Source organism: Paenibacillus sp. GbtcB18 (assembly GCF_019091125.1).
GTDB classification, from domain to species: Bacteria; Bacillota; Bacilli; order Paenibacillales; family NBRC-103111; genus Paenibacillus_F; species Paenibacillus_F chitinolyticus.
In genome coordinates this window covers 484,327-502,120 of sequence record NZ_JAGXJX010000003.1, presented here as the reverse complement: position 1 = coordinate 502,120, position 17,794 = coordinate 484,327, and the positions used below count along the sequence as shown (strand labels likewise).

The following is a 17,794-nucleotide window of genomic DNA, read 5'->3' as shown; positions in this document are numbered from 1 at the left end:
TTCTTCCTGCACGGTGCAGGTGAACGATCCTCTTGCAAGTTAATTACAAACATAAGGTGATATTGACTTCAGCAAATAAATGAGGGAATGGAGGCGTGAAACGTTCATGCTGAAGCAAAAAATTAGCGCTGCCCTTGTTGCGCTGCTGGTCTTCGTCCAAGTTTTTAACGGATTCGGACAGTGGAGCGCGGCGAATGCGGCCAGCATTACCGGATCTATTTTGGACAGCGTAACCTTGGACGTGTACGACAAGTCGGGTAACGTCGTGACAGGCGATGTTTACGAACAAGGCGCCAAAGTGCAGGTGGACTACCATTGGTCTCTGCCTGACGGACACGATTACAAGGACGGAGATACGTTCAAGTTCACCCTGCCTGCGGAGTTTCTCCTCTTCAACAACATAAGCGGACCTCTTCTCATTGAATCCGATGATGTCGGTTCGTTTACAGTCAACAAAGATACCCGCCAAGTCGTGATGACCTTCAACTCCTACATAGAGACACATGATGACGTACGAGGGATTTTAACGATCAAAACCCAGTTTGACAAACAGAAGATAACTGGCTCGACTCTTCAGAAAATTAAATTTCCGATTAAAGGCGGAGAGCAGATCATTTCTCTCCAGTTTAAACCTAACGTTGCTTCGACAATCGGAAAAAGCGGTGTTCCCGAGGGATACAACGCTAAAAACATCGATTGGACCGTGGACGTTAACAAAGAATTAAAGTCCGTCGAAAATGCGGTGATGACGGATCCGCTTCCGGCGGGACTTTCCGTACCGGCAGCGGCAGTTGTTTATGCGCTGGATGTAAATCTGGACGGTACGGTCGTTCAGGGAGCGCTTGTCGATCCCGGCAAGTACACCTTGGACACATCGGGCGGAACGGTAAAAGTGAGTTTTGCCGATAGCCCTATTACGACCGCGTACCGTATTCAGTTTACAACGCCCCTGATGGATAATGCCCCGGTATCCTTCAATAACACGGCCACGTTTAAGGGCAGCAATCAGAGTGCGGTCAGCGCGGGCGCAACCGTAACCGTGCAGCGCGGAAGCGCGCTCAGCAAGAGCTCCGTAAGCTACGACGCAGCCACGCAAACGATCGACTGGGCCATCAAGTACAATTACAACGAACGAGCGATATCCCAGACGAACGCCGTTCTGACCGATTTGTTCGACGATATCCATGAACTGGTAGCGAACTCGGTCAAAGTGTACCCGGTTACGTTGGATAACGCCGGCAACGAAACGGTCGGAGGCGAAATTCCGGCCGGAGATTATACGGTGACATCCGCATCCGCTGCCGGAAAGAACGGATTTAAGCTGCAATTTAACCAGCAGGTAACAGGCGCCTACAAAATTACGTACCAGACCAAGACCGCCGACCGCGTAATCGCAGACGGAACCGTTAACAACAAAGTGACTTCCGGAAGCGGCGACAGTGCGACAGGAAATCGTCCCGTCAAGCAGGTCGTACTGGTCAAAACCATGGATGCCGCTAACTATCAGGACAAAACGGCTTCTTGGACATTAAAGGTAAACGGCGACAAGCAGCCGATGAGCGAAGTCGTCATTACGGATATGTTCCCGAATAAGGGAATGAAGATCCTACCGGGTACGTTCAAAGTCCAGCAGGGAAGCACGGTTTTGAACAGCCCTGCCGACTATACGCTGGACGGTACGGTAACGGAAGATTCCGGATTTAAGCTGACGTTCGCGGGTGCTCTGTCGGAAACCGTCACGATCAGCTATAAGACGGAATACAATTTCGATTGGATTACGCCTCCGGGCAGCACGAAGAACTTTGTGAACAATGCGGACATCACGTGGAAAGACAGCACATCCGCAGCGCAAACAAAATCCGTATCGGCTGTTTTCACCCCTCGCAACGAGGCTAAAAACAACGGCTTCAAAAACGGTTCGTACAATGCCTCGACGAAACAGCTAAGCTGGACAATCGGCGTCAATTACAATGGCAAGCCTCTCAACGGCCCGAGCGTCGAAGACCTTCTCGAATCGAAACAAACCCTGGTCCCGGGCTCGCTTGCTCTCTATAAAATGAATATTGCAGCGAACGGCAATCCTTCCATGGGTACGATCATCGACAGCTCCGAGTACAACTATTCGGTTGACAGTGCAAACAAGCTGGTGGTGACCCTCCTAAATCCTTCCTCGACGCCATTCTATATCACATTTAAGACGAGTCTGGATGGGGAGCTTATCGATAGCACGGTCGACAACACGGCGGAATTGTTCGACGCCGCGTCTCCCGTATCGGAAAAGCTGACCGCCAAGGTGACAATTCCGAAAGGCGGCGAATACGTCAACAAAAGCGGTTCCCAGAACGGAGACAAAATCAACTGGACCATCAACATCAACAGGGGACAATCGACGGTAGCGGACGCGAAAATCGTAGACACCCCTACGGAGAACCAACTGCTCCTGCCTGAATCTTTCCGGCTGTACACGACGAACGTAGTCGCTAACGGAGACGTCGTCAAAAGCACCGAGGCCGTCAAAGGTACCGATTATAACCTGGTGATCCTGACGGACGATGACGGCAAGCAGACGTTCGAGCTTGATTTCCTTCATGAAATTACAGCGCCTTATGTTCTTGACTATCAGTCTTTAATCGTTGCGAACGATCAGGATACGGTTTCCAACAAAGTCAGCTTTAGCGGAAATAACGTAAAAGTGGTATCGAAGGAAACCACCAATAGTATCGTCGTTGGGGTATCCAGCGGTTCCGGTACGGGAAGCGGGATCAGAGGTTCGCTCACTGTCAAGAAAGCGGATACGGCCGACTCTTCGCGCTTGCTTCAGGGCGCCGTGTTCGAACTGTACCGCAAATCCGGAAACTCGCGTTCCCTGATTGACAGCGGAACAACGGATTCGACAGGCACATTGGTCTTTAAAAAGCTGCTGGCCGGCGATTATATCATCAAAGAAAAAGCGGCACCGTCCGGTTATGTGCTGGACAATACCGACCGTCCCGTTACGATTAACTCGACAGCCGGCTTTACGCTGAACGTGACAAACGCCAAGGTGTCCGTACCGACACCGACACCAACACCGACACCGCCGGTAACGCCGACACCGACACCACCGGTGACACCGACGCCGACACCACCGGTGACACCGACGCCGACACCATCGGTGACGCCAACGCCGACACCACCGGTGACGCCAACGCCGACACCACCGGTGACGCCAACGCCGACACCATCGGTGACACCGACGCCGACACCGTCAACGTCACCGTCCGATAATTCGTCGTCGGAGACGCCAACGCCGACGCCAACACCGACACCGTCGGTGACACCAACACCGACACCGTCGGTGACGCCAACACCGACACCGTCGGTGACGCCAACACCGACACCGTCGGTGACGCCAACACCGACACCGTCGGAGACACCGACGCCGACACCGTCGGAGACACCAACACCGTCGGAGACGCCGACGCCGTCGGAGACGTCAACACCGGCACCAACGTCTTCTCCGGCAACAGGTAAAGTCACGACGGACAAAGATACGCCTATCGGAGGCAAAGTCGATGTGCTGGAAGGACAGAAGCCGTCGATCGACAAGCAGCCTGAACACGGCAAAGTGTCGATTGACGAAAACGGCCGCTGGACGTATACCCCGGATCCGGGCTATACAGGTAAGGACCGCTTTACCGTAGCCGTCAAGGACAGCCAAGGCAACGAAACGATCCTTGCGCTTCTGGATGTCACGGTGCAGACAAAACCGGTTCCAGGTCAAGGAAATCCGCCGGCCGCCGTACTTCCACAAACGGGTGAAACCGGGCGCTGGGGTGTACAAGCCGCAGGTATCGCATTAATTGTGCTCGGAATTCTTTGGAGAAGAAAACTAGCCGTAAAAAAATAAAAGGCGACTATTAAAGGATGGACACCCTTTAAGTAAACTTTGTTTAGAGACTAAACGGGTTTGCTTAAAGGGTTTTTCTACGGAGAAAGAAGCGGGAATAAAATTGAAATCAAAGCGGGGCGTTCAGATGACAAAACGGATATTTCCCCTGCTGTGCGTAATTCTGGGCATCGTTGTTTTTCTGTATCCGACTCTGCAGGACCGATACGAAAATATGCAGCAGAGCAGGCTGCTGGACCAGTGGCAGGCCAATTTGAAAATAATCGACCAATCGGAGCCGGAGAACGAAACGGACGCTTCTTCTGCCGGGCAAGCTCCAAACACAGCGGAAGACCCGATTTCGCTTGCGACGGGCGGTAAACACGTGGAGGGAGTCCTGGTGATCGACAAAATCCAGTTGAAGCTCCCGGTTCTGACAGACGCCACTGTAGAAAACTTGAAGATTTCGCTCGCAAGCATCTCCAATACGGGGAAACCGGGGCAAATCGGAAACTATGCCATTGCCGGTCACCGAAACTTCGCTTACGGAAAAAACTTTAACCGGCTGGATGAAATGGCCGTCGGCGATAAGATCGAAGTGGACACGTCCACCGGTAAGTTCATTTACGAAGTGAAAGAGAAGCGGTACGTATTGCCGCAACAGGTGGAGGTACTTCAAGGCAACGGCAAGGATAGTGAAATTACACTTATCACTTGCCACCCGATGAAAAATCCGACCCACCGGATTATCGTCAAGGGGACGCTGATCGAGTCCCGGGCCGTGTAGAACCTTTATGCACTTGGGGCGGGGTACTGCGGTATTCATCCCATCCGGTGTTGTTTCGCGAGCTCTGCCGGCTGGATCGGAATTCGTAATTTTATAAGCAAAAAAGCTGCCGAACCGGGCAGATTTTTCAGCTTCGCCCGCCGGTCTTGCCCAAACAGACCGGTCCCGGTCGCCTGAAATGAGTAAAGCGCTCCGCGTTTTTACTGGAGCCGGGAACAAAAAAGAACCCGTCAGCCTTTGCGCTGACGGGTTTCTTTTATTTTTTCAGCAATAAATAGATGAAGTACGGGGCACCGATCAAGGCGACCATAATTCCCGCCGCGATGCCGTCAGGCTCGATAATATTGCGGCCGATCGTGTCGGCGACGAGAAGCATCCAGCCGCCGAGCGGAATGGCGAGGGGGATGAACATCTGGTTTCTCGGGCCGACGAGCGATTTCGCGATATGGGGCGCCATAAGACCGATAAAGGAGATGCCGCCCGTTACGGACACGACGGATGCCGCCAGCGCGATGGCAGCGAGCAGCAGGGCGGCCCGCTCCTTTTCGACCGCGACGCCGACGCCGACCGCGACGCTTTCGCTCATGCCGAGCAGGTTGAGGCGGTTGGCTTTATACAGCACGAACGGAATGAGGAGGATCAGCCAAGGGAGAATGGCGCCGATAAATGGCCAATCCGCTCCCCAGATGCTTCCGGCCAGCCATTTCGCGATGAAATCGACCTTGACCCGTTCCGCGGACGAGATAATTACAATCATGACGCCGGACAGCGCCAGGGAGAATCCTACGCCGATCAGCACGAGCCTTACGGGCTGCAGGCCGGTTTTGCGGCTGTACGACAGCAGGTAGATCAGGCAGGCGGTAATCAAGGCGCCTGTAAAAGCGACGACAGGCAGCAGATAAACGAAAGATCCGGGATCGATCGGGACGAACAGAAAGAAAACGGCAATGGCGACGCCGGCGCCGGAATTGATCCCGATAATACCCGGATCGGCGAGGTCGTTGCGGGTAATGCCTTGGAGAACCGCGCCGGACAGGGCCAGTCCCATCCCCGCCAGGAGGGTGATGATAATTCGCGGCAGCCGGATGGAGAACAAGACAAAATTCTCCTTGAAAGAGCCTTGCCCAAGCAGTGTGGGAAGCAGCCGATCGTACGACAGGGAAGAATACCCAAGGCCCATTCCGGCCAGAACGGTTAACGCAATAAGGATGATAACTCCCGCGACCAGAAGCCGCTGTTTTCGGATTAAGGAAGGATGGATCATGACAGGGCTCTCCCTCCTTTGCGTTCAATGAGCAGGAAAAAAGGCAGTCCGAGCATGGCTACGATCGCCGCCGCTGGCGTCTCGTAAGGGGCGTGTATGGTCCGCGCGAGCGTGTCGGCGAAGAGCATGAAAGACGCGCCGCATACGGCCGACATGGGTAAGATGAACCGGTAATCGGTTCCGATGACGGCACGGACGATATGGGGGACCAGCAGGCCGATAAACGCCATATTTCCGACGAGAGCGACGGAGGCGCCGGCGAGCAGAACGACGACCACAAAAAGAACCGCTTTCACCCGGAGCGTCTTCTGGCCTAGCCCTACGGCAACCTCTTCGCTCAAGCTGAGAATGGTGAGCTGCTTCGAAAGAACGAGTGCGATAAGTATCCCTGCCGCGATAAAAGGGGCGATGGCCTGAAGCTGGCCCCAGGTCGTACCGACCAGGCCGCCTGCGGTCCACATCGACACATCTTTCGAGATTTTGAAAACAAGCCCGATTCCTTCGGCAACGGCGTACAGGAAAGCGGATACGGAGGCGCCCGCCAGTACGATTCGGAGCGGAGAGAATCCGCCTTTTTTGAGCGTCCCGATACCGAAAACGAGCCCGGCTCCGATAACGGCTCCGACAAAGCAGGCCGTCATGATGCCGAAGTAGCCGACCCCCGGGATGAACGCGATGGTGAAGGCGAGCGCGGCGTTAGCGCCGGCGGTTAAGCCGAGCAGGCCGGGATCGGCCAGCGGGTTGCGGGTCATGCCCTGCATGACTGCGCCCGATACGGCCAGCGCCGCTCCTACGAAAATGGCGGCAACCTCGCGAGGGAGCCGAATTTCTCGGAGCAAGGTGATCTGCTCGTTCGCTAAGGAAGAGGTGAGAGCAAGCCAGACATCCTTTACGGTGACATCGGCCGCCCCGAAAAGCATAGCCGCCATAAACAGGCCGGCAAATACGAGGATACCTGCTGCAAGCTTGAATGAAAAAGGTAGGGTACGCGGGTTTTGTTTGTTCATCCGTCTCATCTTTTCTGTACTGGAATGGAAGAAGGAATTCTTTCTAGAAAGAATCCCTTCAGGATGGCGCCGCTTATTTGCCCAGATTCTTGATAAAGAAATCGAGCTGATAATCGAGGGTAAGCGGATCGTTGAAGTAAAACTCTTTGGCGTTTGCTTCGAACACATGGCCGTTTTTAACCGCCGGGATGTTTTTGTACGTTTCCGTCTGCTGGAACGCATGATCGGCATCCGGATTTTTACTGAAGATGACGTAATCGCCGGCATACTGCGGTAGTACTTCGGCGGACAGGGCGTAGTAGCCGTCTTTGAGCGCCATTTCCTTCACTTTATCAGGCATTTTCAGCTTCATTTCCTGATAGAGGATTTCCGTGCCGCGTCCCCAGTTATCGCCGAAGACGTACAGCTGTTTCTCGAAGCTTTCAATGACGGAAATCGTTTTGTCCGCTCCGATTTTGGCTTTGATATCGTCACCGGCTTTAGCCGCCCGTTTTTTGAAATCGTCGACCCAAGCTTTGGCCTCTTTTTCTTTATTGAGCAGTTTGCCGATTTCCAGATGCTGCGTGAGGTAATCGACTTTTCCGTATGTAAACGTGACGGTAGGAGCGATCTGCTTCAGCTTATCGATGTTTTTGATAGTGGAGAGACCGATGATGAGATCCGGTTTCAGTTCGATAATTTTCTCCAGACTTTCGTCGGAAACTTCTTGTACGTCCTTTAATTTATCGAAGCGGGGATTCTTTTTGGACCAGGAATCCACGCCCACCAGGTTTACGTTGAGAGCCATCACGTTGCCGGTGAAGGACGAAAGCACGATCACACGCTGAGGGTTTGCGGGAACTTCAATCGGACCGCTTTCGGACTGGTAGGTGATTGTCGCAGGTTGTTTGCTTTCCAAAGCGCCCCCTTTATCGGCAAGTTCTTGCCGCTTGGTGCCGCAGGCGGATAGAGCGAGAACCAGAACGAGCAGGATGGGTAGAAGCAGTTTTTTCATGATGTCAATCTCCCTTGATTAAGTTATAGGTGCAGCACATGGGCTTGCCCGTACGCGGATCGCGGCCGATCTCCGCATCGATTTGAAACACTTGCTTCAGCACTTTATGGTTGATCACGTCTTCGCAATTCCCGGCTTTTACGACTTCGCCGTCTTTAAGGGCGATGATATAGTCGGCGAATCGGGCGGCCTGGTTGAGGTCGTGAAGGACCATGACAATCGTGCGTCCCTGCTCCAGGTTGAGCTTCTGCAGAAGCTCAAGAACTTCCAGCTGATGCGCCATATCGAGGTACGTGGTGGGCTCGTCGAGGAAAATAATGTCCGTCTCCTGAGCCAGCGCCATGGCGATCCAGACTCGCTGCCGCTGACCTCCCGACAAGGCGTCGACGGGCCGGTACTTGAACTCACTTGTTCCCGTGACTTCCAGCGCCCAATCGATGACCTCGTAGTCCTTCTTCGATAACCGGCCGAAGCCCGTCTGATACGGAAACCGGCCGTAGGATACGAGTTCGCCGACCGTAAGCCCGTTGGCGCTTTCCGGCGACTGGGGGAGGATGGCCATTTTTCGGGCCAAAACCTTTGTATTTTCCTTGGAAATCAGTTCGCCGTCCAGAAGGATAGAGCCCGACTGATGGGAAATAATCCGGGTGGCGGCTTTCAGCAGCGTCGATTTGCCGCAGCCGTTGGCGCCGATAATCGTCGTGATTTTCTGGTCGGGAAACGATACGCTCAAATTTTTAACGATTAAACGTTCCCCATACCCGATATTCAGTTCATCTGTATATAGGCGAACCATGATGCAACCCCCAGTAGATGTGAAAAATAAAGGCCGATTTAATTGATAATGATTATCATCGTCATCTCATAACATACTTTAAAGGGGGACAAAACATTTGTCAACCCGCAGTTTGACTTGTAAAATTCCAGAAAAGGTCGTATATTTTATTGAGAATGATAATCAATCACAACTCTAGGCAAGGAGTGAGGGAGCATGAACGAGAAAGACCTATTCGATGTAACCGTCATTGGAGGGGGGCCGGCGGGTCTCTACTCTGCTTTCTATAGTGGGTTAAGGGAACTCAAAACGAAGATCATTGAATTTCAGCCGCATTTGGGCGGGAAAATTCATGTGTACCCGGAGAAAATGATTTGGGACGTCGGGGGACATACGCCTCTTACCGGGGCTCAGCTCATCGAAAAGCTGGTGGAACAGGGATTGACGTTCCGTCCCGAAGTGGTGCTGAACGAGAAGGTGGAGTCGATTGACCGCGACGATGAAGGACATTTTGTTTTACATACTGCTTCCGGGCAAACGCATTATTCCAAAACGGTGATCGTGGCGGTCGGCGGAGGAATCTTGAAGCCGCAAAGGCTGCAAATCGAGGGAGCGGAGCGGTACGAGGTTTCGAACTTGAACTACACGGTGAAATCGCTGCAGCGTTTCAAGGACAAGACGGTGATCATTTCCGGGGGCGGAAATTCGGCGGTCGACTGGGCGAACGAGCTGGAATCCGTAGCGAAGCAGGTGTATCTGACTCACCGCAAAGAAGCGCTAACCGGGCATGAAGCGCAGGTTAAGCAGCTGATGGAAAGCTCCGTCATCTGTTTCCTGAATTCGTCGATCACGAGGCTGATCGCCGCTTCCAGCCACGACATTATCGAGTATGTCGAACTGACGAATCACCTGACGGGTGAGCTTACACATGTGCCGGTCGATGAAGTGATCATCAATCACGGCTATGAACGGGACAGCACTCTGCTCAAGAGCAGCGGGCTGGAGATTGAGCTTGCGGACGATTTCTACATTGCGGGCAATGCTTCGAGCGTCTCGACAGTGGAAGGGCTTTATGCGGCCGGGGATATTTTGAAACATGACGGCAAGCTTCATTTAATCGCGGGCGCATTCCAGGATGCGGCGAACGCGGTCAACCAGGCGAAGCAGTATATCCAGCCCGGCTCCGATAAAACCGGCATGGTTTCTTCCCATAACGAAATCTTCAAAAAGCGGAACCGCGAGCTTGTGAAGCAGATGATGGGGTAGGAGCGATACGCTTCGGCACGGAGATGCAAGACCCAAAAAAGGTTCATGTACCGCCTTGTTCTCAAGGCAGGTTCAGGAACCTTTTTATTCGTGCGGGGGCCGTTCTTGGCGGCACGCGTTTCTCCATGGGAGGGAAAGCTTCAGACACGCCGGCAAGCATTTGCTCACCGGAGCAGACCGAGGCTTTCCCGTGGCTCACCCGTGGCTTACGCGAAACTCGCCTGTGATTAATCTCCCGAGCCTTTTAAACGGGCAGCCGGGAGTTTCTAGACATTCCGTAAAAGTCCGGATACATCAGCTTAAACCCGAACGATTGGTACAACCGGATTCCCGGCGTATCCGAGATGACAATCACCTGGGCACCTTCGGACGTATTTTCTTCCAGGTAACGGACAATTTCCTTCATAAGCGTATCTTCGGTTCCCGTCCCTTGATCCCGGCAGGAAGGATGCACCAGTACATCCACCACTTGAAAATAGCAGGCTCCATCTCCGACGATTCTTCCCATTCCCATGAGCCGGGATTTCTCGTCGCGCACAACAACCGTGAAAATGGAGCCGTTCAAACCGGCCGCGGCTGCGGCTTCTTCCAAGGGAGCTGACCCTGCGAGTCTCCTTAGTTCGGCATACTCCACGAGGCCGGGCCGTTCATGCTTAACGTACATATCTACCACTCCTTTCATCCTATATCCTCACTATACAACATGAATGCAAGTGATAAGGAAGCGGTGATATTATGTGGATTTTAGGGTATCGGAGCACATAAAGATTATCCTAGCACTTCAAACTTTTAGTTTAGAAATTCCGGTTTCCTCCCGTGAAAATAAAAAAAGAACCGCGCAAAGCGGTTCTTTTTAGGTAGGCAAGCGGTGTACGAGCCGTATCGCACACGAAGGACGCTGCCGTCCGGTTATGAAGCCGTCGTTTTATTTGCCGGCTTTTAACGTGGTACCCAGCGGATTGCTCGAATTGATCACATAATCCCCTTTGCCGCCGAGCGGGAAGTCCGGAGAAATATTGGTCGGGAAAGTTGTGTAGCTGCCGCCGGATTGCGATTGCACGAGCACGTTGCTGAAAGAAGCGTTGGTATAGCTGTTTTTGTCCTGGTTGTCCAGCGTGGAATGAACCATTTTTACGGTTGTTGCCGCTTTAAGCGCACCCGCATTTGCGACCGGAAGGTTTGTATAAGCCGCGACGCCGTTTACATAGAGAGTGGCGGTGTCGTTCAAGTTATTGACCAGCTTCAGGGAGATGGTATCCCCCGCTTTGGGCTGGACAGTCAGCGGTGCCGTTTTGTTCGAGGCACTACCTTCGCCGCCGCCGCAGTTCAGGAATTTGTTCCAGCCGGTGGAAGGTTTAAATGAAATGCCGCCTTCGCATACGACACCCAGACCGAGGTAGAACGCGATGTAGCTGCCGTCATTCGATACATTCCAAGCACTTGGGATCGTCAGCGTTCCCTGGATGGCCGTATGTTTGGTGGTCGTGATCAGACGCGCGGCGCCTTCTCCGGTGACGGCAAAAGCGGAGGAAGCAAAGAACAGGAATGTAAAGAGGGAGAGCAGTGAAATACCGATTTTTTTCATCATAAGACCTTCTTTCGTTAATTTTTTTGGAGCGTCTCTTGTAATCGGCCAAGAACTCGCTCTATTCCAACTAAATACTAGTACACCCATATACTAGTGTCTTTTTGACAATGCCAATAGATGATTATAGTTACTATATTTGGTAGATTGATGACTAGTTGGTATATTTCTTTATTAATTTGATTTGATAAGAAAATATTTTCCGCGCAAATTGCTTAGCAATTTTGTTTTTACATCTCCGGCTGATAAACTAACAGAAGAACAACCGGTCAGACGGCCGCCGTCGAAATGATCTGAAATTGTGGAGGTTAACCAGGAGGAGATTAGGATGCTGGCGATTCTTGAAAAGGCCCCGGACGGATACGTCGGACGTTTCCGCCGTGCTTACAGGCATTCCGCTGAGGCATTGTGGGCCATGCTTACGGAGAATGACAAGCTGTCCCGCTGGTTTTCCGAGCTGGAGGTAGGGGAACTGCGTGAAGGCGGATTTATCCGATTCCATATGCCGGACGGCAGCTTTGAAAAACTGGACATCCTGGAGCTGAACCCTCCCTCCATACTCGAATATACGTGGGGAGATGACCGGGTACGTTTTGAACTGTATCCCGAACCGGAAGGATGCCGTTTGGTTTTGATCGAAAAGCTGCAAGCCATAACCGCGCATACCCCGAAAGACCTTGCAGGCTGGCACGTATGCCTGGAAGTTGTCCGGCTCCTGCTGGACGGGGAGGAAATGCCTTCCCGGAAGGAGGAATGGGAATCGTGGTACGAGAAATACATCCGTCACGTAGACGCATTTCTTGCCGAAGAGAGCAGTCAAGGGAACTGAGACGATCTAGGAGGGAATGCGGGACGGATCGGTTAGGACGGTATTGCAAGCACTATAAGCACACGAAAAAAATGGAAGTCCGGTGACAAGTTCCGGTCTTCCGCTTTCCAAACCAAAAAGCCCGGCAGCAGATCGCTAAACGATCCGTTTGCCGGGCTTTTTTCGGTGAACCGCTATTTGGACGAAACCGACTTATACCAGTCGTTGACTTCTTTCGTAATCTGCTCGCCGCCGTTTGCTTTCCAGTTGGCGACAAATTCGTCAAAAGCCGTGATGGGCAGTTTGCCGTAAATAATTTTGTTGAACGTTTCCAGTTCCGATTGACGGAGAAGGTTCCACTTGGACACCATCGTCGGCGTAGCCGCCCCTGTGAAATAGTTCTGCTTGCGGATGTCCTGCTGGGACATGACGATTTTGGCTGCCGCCCAGTTTTCCGGTTTGCGGAATTCGGCCATCTGCTTCTCGTAAGGGGTTTCCGGTGCTTTACCGTCGGCGAGCTTCACGAGCGTTTTCATATACAGATCCGGAATTCGGGCCGGTCCGGTCAAGAAGGGGAACTCGTTGGAGAAATTTTTGATTTTCTCTTTGTCGCTGGTCGGTTTTCCGTCGATGACATCCCAATCATAGCCTTTTGCGAAGCCGTATTCATATTTGCTTCCGGCTGCCGGGTTGGCCAGATTGTCGAGCAGGTAGTTGTAATACAGGAAAATCGCTTCCGGATGTTTGGCGTCTTTGTTGATCATGATACTGGCGTTTACGCCGGAGTTTTGCCATTTCGTGCCGATTAGGCCGTTAGGTCCGGCAGGTATCGGATAGGCTTTATATTTCGCGCCCTTTACGTTTTTGAGCAGATCCGGTGCGGGCCAGTCGGGTACCCAGTTGGCTCCGGGCAGAATGCCTGCGGCTCCCTTGGTCCAGCTTTCCGCCGATTTGGCTTCGTCCCAAAGGGCGGAATCCGTATGGATGTAGCCTTTATCCATCCACTCTTTCAGCTTGGCGAGGGCTTCTTTGGCACCCGGGTTGGTGGAGCCGTATTCAAGTCTGCCGGCAGCGTCTTTGTTCCACTGCTCCTGGATCGTCCCGTAAGCGCCGAACAGCCAGTCGAGCGAACCCATCCAGGTGTTCGTATTGTTTTTCAGCGAAATCGCAAGAGGAAAAACATCTTTCGGAGCCAGGCCGTCCGGGTTTTGGTTTTTGAATTTGTCCATGATATTTTCCAGATCGGCAATCGTCTTAGGCGCCTGAAGGTTCAGCTTTTCCATCCAATCTTCGCGCAGCCACAAAAGGGTGTCGTCATTGTCGGTATACTCGAGAATCGGCATGTTGTATTTCTTGCCGTCTCTCGTGAACGGATACCATAATTCCGGATGCGCGGCGGAATGCTCTTTTAAAATTTTGTTGGCGTACTTGTCGAAAAGCTCGTCAATCGGCATGAACTGGCCGGAATCGATGAGCTGATTGGTCAGAACCGGATTGGTCGGCACGGATACGAAGTCGGGCAGTTTTTCGCCCGAAGCGATCGCAAGCTGCAGCTTTTGCTTATATTGATCATCATTGGCCGGATACCAGGTATCCTTATGTTTGATGCCTAACGTTTCCAGCATCCAGCGGTCGTGGACGTTGTTCTCTTTGGTATCGCCCTGAACGTACTTCTTGGGCATCAGCACCGAACTGATTTCAATCGGCGGATCATATTTTCCCTTTGAGAAGGCGGCTTCGGCCCCGGAGGAAGCCGTACTGCCTTTCGATGTATCGCCCGATGCCCCGCCGCAGGCCGTCAGCGTAAAGAGTCCCGCCGCAATGAGAACCGATCCCCATTTTCTGAACTTGACCATTCTTCAATTCCCCCTACTCGTGTGATCTTTACATGTGTTACTGTATCAACTTTCCGGGGAAAGCATCTATATGAGTTTGTTAGTTTCGATAGGAATCTGTCATGGTAATAAAGCCCCGTCCCGGTATTCCTGGGGCGTAACCCCGAAATGGCGCTTGAACACTTTTATAAAATAAGCCGGGTCCATGTAGCCGATTTCCATGCTGATTTCATACACTTTCTTGCCGGTGGCCTTGAGCAGATGGCAGGCGCGTTCCATGCGAAGCCGGGAGATATAGTCGCTGATGCCTTCACCCGTCTCGATCTTGTAGATTTTGGACAAATGGGTCGGGTGCAAATTGATATGGTCCGCCAAAGCCCGCAGGGAGACGTCTTCGTGCAAATGTTTATCCGCATAATCCTGGATCTTCTTCACGTATTGGGAGCGGCTGTCCTTGACGCTGCTGGAGCTGGCTTCTTTGAGCTTGTGAAGCACGCTCAGCGACCATTTCCCGAGTTTTTTGATGGTGGCAAAAGCCTCTCCGCTTTGCAGCGCTTCCATATCGCCGGTTTCGAGCAGCTTCGTAAGCGTATAGCCGCTGCGGTGGGCGAGATTGCTGAAGGAAGCGGCGATGAGGAATCCGGCTTCCATGCAGTGCTCCCAGGATTCCGGCCATTTCTCCTCCAGCTCCGTGCAAACGGCCGCCAGCTTGGCTTCCGCCGCATCCCAGTGACCGGCCTCCAGCAGGTTAATGAGGGAGGGGGGAACGTATAGCGCGTTCAGCGGCCCCTGCGCCGGCTTGTGGTCGACTTCGTTGACGCGTACAACGAAATCCCGTTCGTCGCCGACGATTTCCCGGAAATAGGCGGAAGCCTGCCGGAAACGGTCGGGCAGCTGCTCCGGAAAGGCGAACCATTCCGTGATGACGATGGAGAGGGAGCCTTTCAGGAACTGCTTCACTTTGTGCTGGAGCTGCTGGGAAAGCTTCTCCAGGAGGTTTTCTTGTCCGGCGCCGCCGGGGGATTCTTTGAGCTGCAGGAGAAACACAAGGTAACCGTGCTCCTCCTTGGCGCTCCACACTTCCATGAATTCGCCCAGAATCTCCTCGGCCATATTCATGATGGCATATTCGATCAAGGGCTGTCCGTTGTTCTTGTACCGGCCGAATTCTTCTTCGAGCCTGACGAGCATTAACGCGCTGTTCTCAAAATGGAACGGCAGCCCGTAGTCGCTGAGCTTGCGATGCCATTCGTCTATGGACAGACGGCGGCCTTGCAGGGCATCGAGCAGAAGCTGTCCGCGCAGAATAGGCAAATTCTCGCGCAGCGTATGCCGGGTGCGCTCCAGCGAGCTGACCAGTTCCCATTCCGCGTTTAGCTGATCCATCGCGGTTTTGACGGCCCCGAACAGCTCCTGGTCGGTCGGCGGCTTAAGCAGATAATCGACGGCGTTGTGCAGGAGCGCTTTTTTGGCATATTCGAACTCCGAATGACCGGACAAGATAATGCATTTCATCTTCTTGTCGCGAATTCTTATTCGTTCGATGAGCTCGATGCCGGTCATCTCGGGCATCTGAACGTCCGAGATCACGATGTCGATCGGATGAGTATCAATGATTTGCAGCGCCTCGAAGGCGGAGTAAGCCCGGTGCACCTGTTCGATTCCGAGTTCGTGCCACGGCTTATGCAGCGCCAGGTTGTCCACCCAGTGGGCTTCGTCGTCAACGATAATCATTTGCATGTCTAAGGTCTCCTTGAGGTCTCGAATAGTCGGATGTTGCTGCGGCAGGAGGGATCTCCCAGACGATTTCGGTCCGGAGTCCGCCAAGCGGCGATTTGACGAAAGCCAGAAAAGACCGGCTGCCGAATTGGTGCATGATGCGCTGATTCGTGTTCCACAAGCCGCAGCCCATTTCTTCCTGCAGCGGCTCCCGCATTTTCCGGTTCAGCGCCGATTCCTGCTCGGCATTCAATCCCGGTCCGTCGTCATCCACATAGATCCGGCAGAAGCCGTCCGACATCTCGCCGGTGATCCGGATTTCGCCGGACGTGTAGGATTTGCCGACTCCGTGAATGACGGAGTTTTCCACGATCGGCTGGAGGATCAGGCGCGGAACGGACTGGCTGCGCATGTTTTCGGGAATGTCGATCCGGTAGTCGATCCGGCCGTTGCGGAGCTTCTGGATATCGAGATAGTTGACAAGCAGCTTGATCTCTTCTTCGAGAGAGGCCGTCTCCCGTTCCATTCGCGTCGTATAGCGGTAATAGGCGCTCAAATTATACGCCATCGCGACGACGGCTTCCTCCTCTTTCATCTGGGCCATATTAATAATGTAGCCCAGACAGTTATACAGGAAATGGGGATTGATTTGAGCCTGGAGCTGTTTGAGCGTCGCTTCCCGGGCCCGTATTTTCTCGTTGAACACGTTCTCGATAAGGTCCTGAATCTGGCGCGACATATCGTTAAACCGGTAGAACAGGAACGAAAATTCGTTGTGGTCCCGGGTATGCAGACGGACGGAATAGTCTCCGCGCTGAACACGTCGCAGTCCGTTGATCAGCTTGAGAATCGGCTTCTGGACGTTCCGGTACAGCAGAATCGAGGCCGAAATGCCAACCACGAACAGCAGGAACATCGAGAGATAGAACAGATTCCGGCTGAACGAAATGGGGCCCAGGATCTGATCGAGCGGAACCACATCAACCAGATGCCAATCCAGGTAGGACGATTTGACGGAGCTGACCAGATAATTTTTGCCGTCCAGCTTGACGACATGCTGCGTCGTATTGTCCGGGGAATGCTCGTCCAGGTAGCTGATCAATTGTTCCGACAGGCGCTTATCCGCACTGCGGTTCAAGATCGGCGTATCCCCTTTGTGGTAAAAAAACGGATCGCCTTGTCCGCCCGCTTTGTAGGTATCCAGCATATTCTGGATATTCTCGTAGCTGAAGCTCGCTTCGATGACGAGGCTGCTGCCCGTCAGCATGCCGGGCTGGGCCAGAGAGTCCGTATAAAACCAGTAAAAAGCGTCCAGTCCTCCCGGAGCTTTGCGGCTTCCGTCCCCGTAGGTCCATTTTCCGCTCCTGTTGTTCTGTAAATACTGCTCGTCAAAGGCGGGCGATTTGTAATTCGAGATCACGTCTTTGTTCTGCTGGGAGTAGACCGCGTACCGGGCCGGCCAAATGTCGGTTACCCGGGACTGGAGCGCCATTTTCTCCTGAATGACGTACCGAGTCTGCATCCGGTCGTAGCGGTCTTCCCACATATTCAATCCGTTGAATTTGCTGACATTCGGATCTTTCGAGAAGACCAGGCTGAAATCCATCATTTGACTGATGCGCGAATCGATCTGACCGGATAAAAACGTAAGCTGTTTGGTGTTGGACTTCTGCAGCTCGGTGCTTACGACATTGAAAGTCACGTCGTTTGAATACGTGTACACAAGAATAATCGGGATAAAAAGCACGATGATCAAAGTGTTCATTTTGGCAAACAGACTGAATCTGTATCTTGCTTTTCCCCGGACTTTCGCAACGATTCCCGCTAATCCCAAACCCATTCCGATCTCCTCCAGACCCTGCCCCTAATAAATCCCTATGGCAGCC

At 52.9% G+C, this 17,794-nt stretch carries 13 protein-coding genes; 4 read left to right on the top strand and 9 right to left on the bottom strand.

All coding sequences use genetic code 11. The annotated features are described in order from the left end of the window. The first annotated feature begins 106 nt into the window (after positions 1-106). The gene (locus KVT34_RS12535) at positions 107-3,889 is read left to right on the top strand and encodes a collagen binding domain-containing protein (protein ID WP_217558978.1); all 3,783 of its coding nucleotides are present in this window, start codon (positions 107-109) and stop codon (positions 3,887-3,889) included. Between the two features lie 127 nt (positions 3,890-4,016). Then, positions 4,017-4,655: a class D sortase gene (locus KVT34_RS12530; RefSeq protein WP_217558976.1), complete on the top strand. Its 639-nt coding sequence runs from the start codon at positions 4,017-4,019 to the stop codon at positions 4,653-4,655. A 256-nt stretch (positions 4,656-4,911) separates the two neighbouring features. Here KVT34_RS12530 and KVT34_RS12525 read toward each other — a convergent pair whose 3' ends face one another. From KVT34_RS12525 to KVT34_RS12510, 4 genes are all read right to left on the bottom strand, one after another. Continuing rightward, positions 4,912-5,919 (bottom strand): FecCD family ABC transporter permease, encoded by a 1,008-nt coding sequence (locus KVT34_RS12525; RefSeq protein ID WP_217558975.1) that lies wholly within the window; start codon positions 5,917-5,919, stop codon positions 4,912-4,914. Beyond that, positions 5,916-6,926: a FecCD family ABC transporter permease gene (locus KVT34_RS12520; RefSeq protein WP_217558974.1), complete on the bottom strand. Its 1,011-nt coding sequence runs from the start codon at positions 6,924-6,926 to the stop codon at positions 5,916-5,918. Before KVT34_RS12520 ends, KVT34_RS12525 begins: the two co-directional genes overlap by 4 nt. 73 nt (positions 6,927-6,999) lie before the next feature. After that, positions 7,000-7,920 carry an iron-hydroxamate ABC transporter substrate-binding protein gene (locus KVT34_RS12515; protein WP_217558973.1) on the bottom strand — a complete coding sequence of 307 codons (921 nt, stop codon included), beginning with the start codon at positions 7,918-7,920 and terminating at the stop codon, positions 7,000-7,002. 4 nt (positions 7,921-7,924) lie between these two features. Beyond that, positions 7,925-8,716, bottom strand: a complete 792-nt coding sequence (locus KVT34_RS12510; protein WP_217558972.1) for an ABC transporter ATP-binding protein — start codon at positions 8,714-8,716, stop codon at positions 7,925-7,927. A 195-nt stretch (positions 8,717-8,911) separates the two neighbouring features. Between KVT34_RS12510 and KVT34_RS12505 the strand changes: the two genes are divergently transcribed. After that, on the top strand, positions 8,912-9,961 hold the full coding sequence (locus tag KVT34_RS12505; protein ID WP_217558971.1) for an NAD(P)/FAD-dependent oxidoreductase: 1,050 nt from the start codon (positions 8,912-8,914) through the stop codon (positions 9,959-9,961). A 244-nt stretch (positions 9,962-10,205) separates the two neighbouring features. Here the strand turns inward: KVT34_RS12505 and KVT34_RS12500 are convergent, their stop codons facing one another. Both KVT34_RS12500 and KVT34_RS12495 read right to left on the bottom strand, forming a co-directional pair. After that, positions 10,206-10,625 (bottom strand): GNAT family N-acetyltransferase, encoded by a 420-nt coding sequence (locus KVT34_RS12500; protein WP_217558970.1) that lies wholly within the window; start codon positions 10,623-10,625, stop codon positions 10,206-10,208. 261 nt (positions 10,626-10,886) lie between these two features. Then, positions 10,887-11,549 (bottom strand): hypothetical protein, encoded by a 663-nt coding sequence (locus tag KVT34_RS12495; RefSeq protein ID WP_254634794.1) that lies wholly within the window; start codon positions 11,547-11,549, stop codon positions 10,887-10,889. 325 nt (positions 11,550-11,874) lie between these two features. On the opposite strand from KVT34_RS12495, the gene KVT34_RS12490 reads away from it, so the two are divergent. After that, positions 11,875-12,375 (top strand): SRPBCC family protein, encoded by a 501-nt coding sequence (locus tag KVT34_RS12490; RefSeq protein ID WP_217558968.1) that lies wholly within the window; start codon positions 11,875-11,877, stop codon positions 12,373-12,375. Between the two features lie 173 nt (positions 12,376-12,548). Here KVT34_RS12490 and KVT34_RS12485 read toward each other — a convergent pair whose 3' ends face one another. The 3 genes from KVT34_RS12485 to KVT34_RS12475 form a co-directional block, all read right to left on the bottom strand. Next, a complete protein-coding gene (locus KVT34_RS12485) occupies positions 12,549-14,210 on the bottom strand; it encodes a type 2 periplasmic-binding domain-containing protein (protein WP_217558965.1) in 1,662 nt (553 codons plus the stop codon). A gap of 99 nt (positions 14,211-14,309) precedes the next feature. After that, positions 14,310-15,929 carry a response regulator transcription factor gene (locus tag KVT34_RS12480; protein WP_217558963.1) on the bottom strand — a complete coding sequence of 540 codons (1,620 nt, stop codon included), beginning with the start codon at positions 15,927-15,929 and terminating at the stop codon, positions 14,310-14,312. Continuing rightward, a complete protein-coding gene (locus tag KVT34_RS12475; RefSeq protein WP_217558961.1) occupies positions 15,910-17,748 on the bottom strand; it encodes a cache domain-containing sensor histidine kinase in 1,839 nt (612 codons plus the stop codon). Before KVT34_RS12475 ends, KVT34_RS12480 begins: the two co-directional genes overlap by 20 nt. Positions 17,749-17,794: the final 46 nt, after the last annotated feature.

Excerpts from the sequence above, each read along its gene's own strand:
- KVT34_RS12490 (WP_217558968.1), top strand. The coding sequence starts at position 11,875 with ATGCTGGCGATTCTTGAAAAGGCCCCGGACGGATACGTCGGACGTTTC.
- KVT34_RS12505 (WP_217558971.1), top strand. The coding sequence starts at position 8,912 with ATGAACGAGAAAGACCTATTCGATGTAACCGTCATTGGAGGGGGGCCG.
- KVT34_RS12500 (WP_217558970.1), bottom strand. The coding sequence starts at position 10,625 with ATGTACGTTAAGCATGAACGGCCCGGCCTCGTGGAGTATGCCGAACTA.
- KVT34_RS12495 (WP_254634794.1), bottom strand. The coding sequence starts at position 11,549 with ATGATGAAAAAAATCGGTATTTCACTGCTCTCCCTCTTTACATTCCTG.
- KVT34_RS12515 (WP_217558973.1), bottom strand. The coding sequence starts at position 7,920 with ATGAAAAAACTGCTTCTACCCATCCTGCTCGTTCTGGTTCTCGCTCTA.
- KVT34_RS12530 (WP_217558976.1), top strand. The coding sequence starts at position 4,017 with ATGACAAAACGGATATTTCCCCTGCTGTGCGTAATTCTGGGCATCGTT.
- KVT34_RS12480 (WP_217558963.1), bottom strand. The coding sequence starts at position 15,929 with ATGCAAATGATTATCGTTGACGACGAAGCCCACTGGGTGGACAACCTG.
- KVT34_RS12475 (WP_217558961.1), bottom strand. The coding sequence starts at position 17,748 with ATGGGTTTGGGATTAGCGGGAATCGTTGCGAAAGTCCGGGGAAAAGCA.
- KVT34_RS12535 (WP_217558978.1), top strand. The coding sequence starts at position 107 with ATGCTGAAGCAAAAAATTAGCGCTGCCCTTGTTGCGCTGCTGGTCTTC.
- KVT34_RS12520 (WP_217558974.1), bottom strand. The coding sequence starts at position 6,926 with ATGAACAAACAAAACCCGCGTACCCTACCTTTTTCATTCAAGCTTGCA.
- KVT34_RS12485 (WP_217558965.1), bottom strand. The coding sequence starts at position 14,210 with ATGGTCAAGTTCAGAAAATGGGGATCGGTTCTCATTGCGGCGGGACTC.
- KVT34_RS12510 (WP_217558972.1), bottom strand. The coding sequence starts at position 8,716 with ATGGTTCGCCTATATACAGATGAACTGAATATCGGGTATGGGGAACGT.
- KVT34_RS12525 (WP_217558975.1), bottom strand. The coding sequence starts at position 5,919 with ATGATCCATCCTTCCTTAATCCGAAAACAGCGGCTTCTGGTCGCGGGA.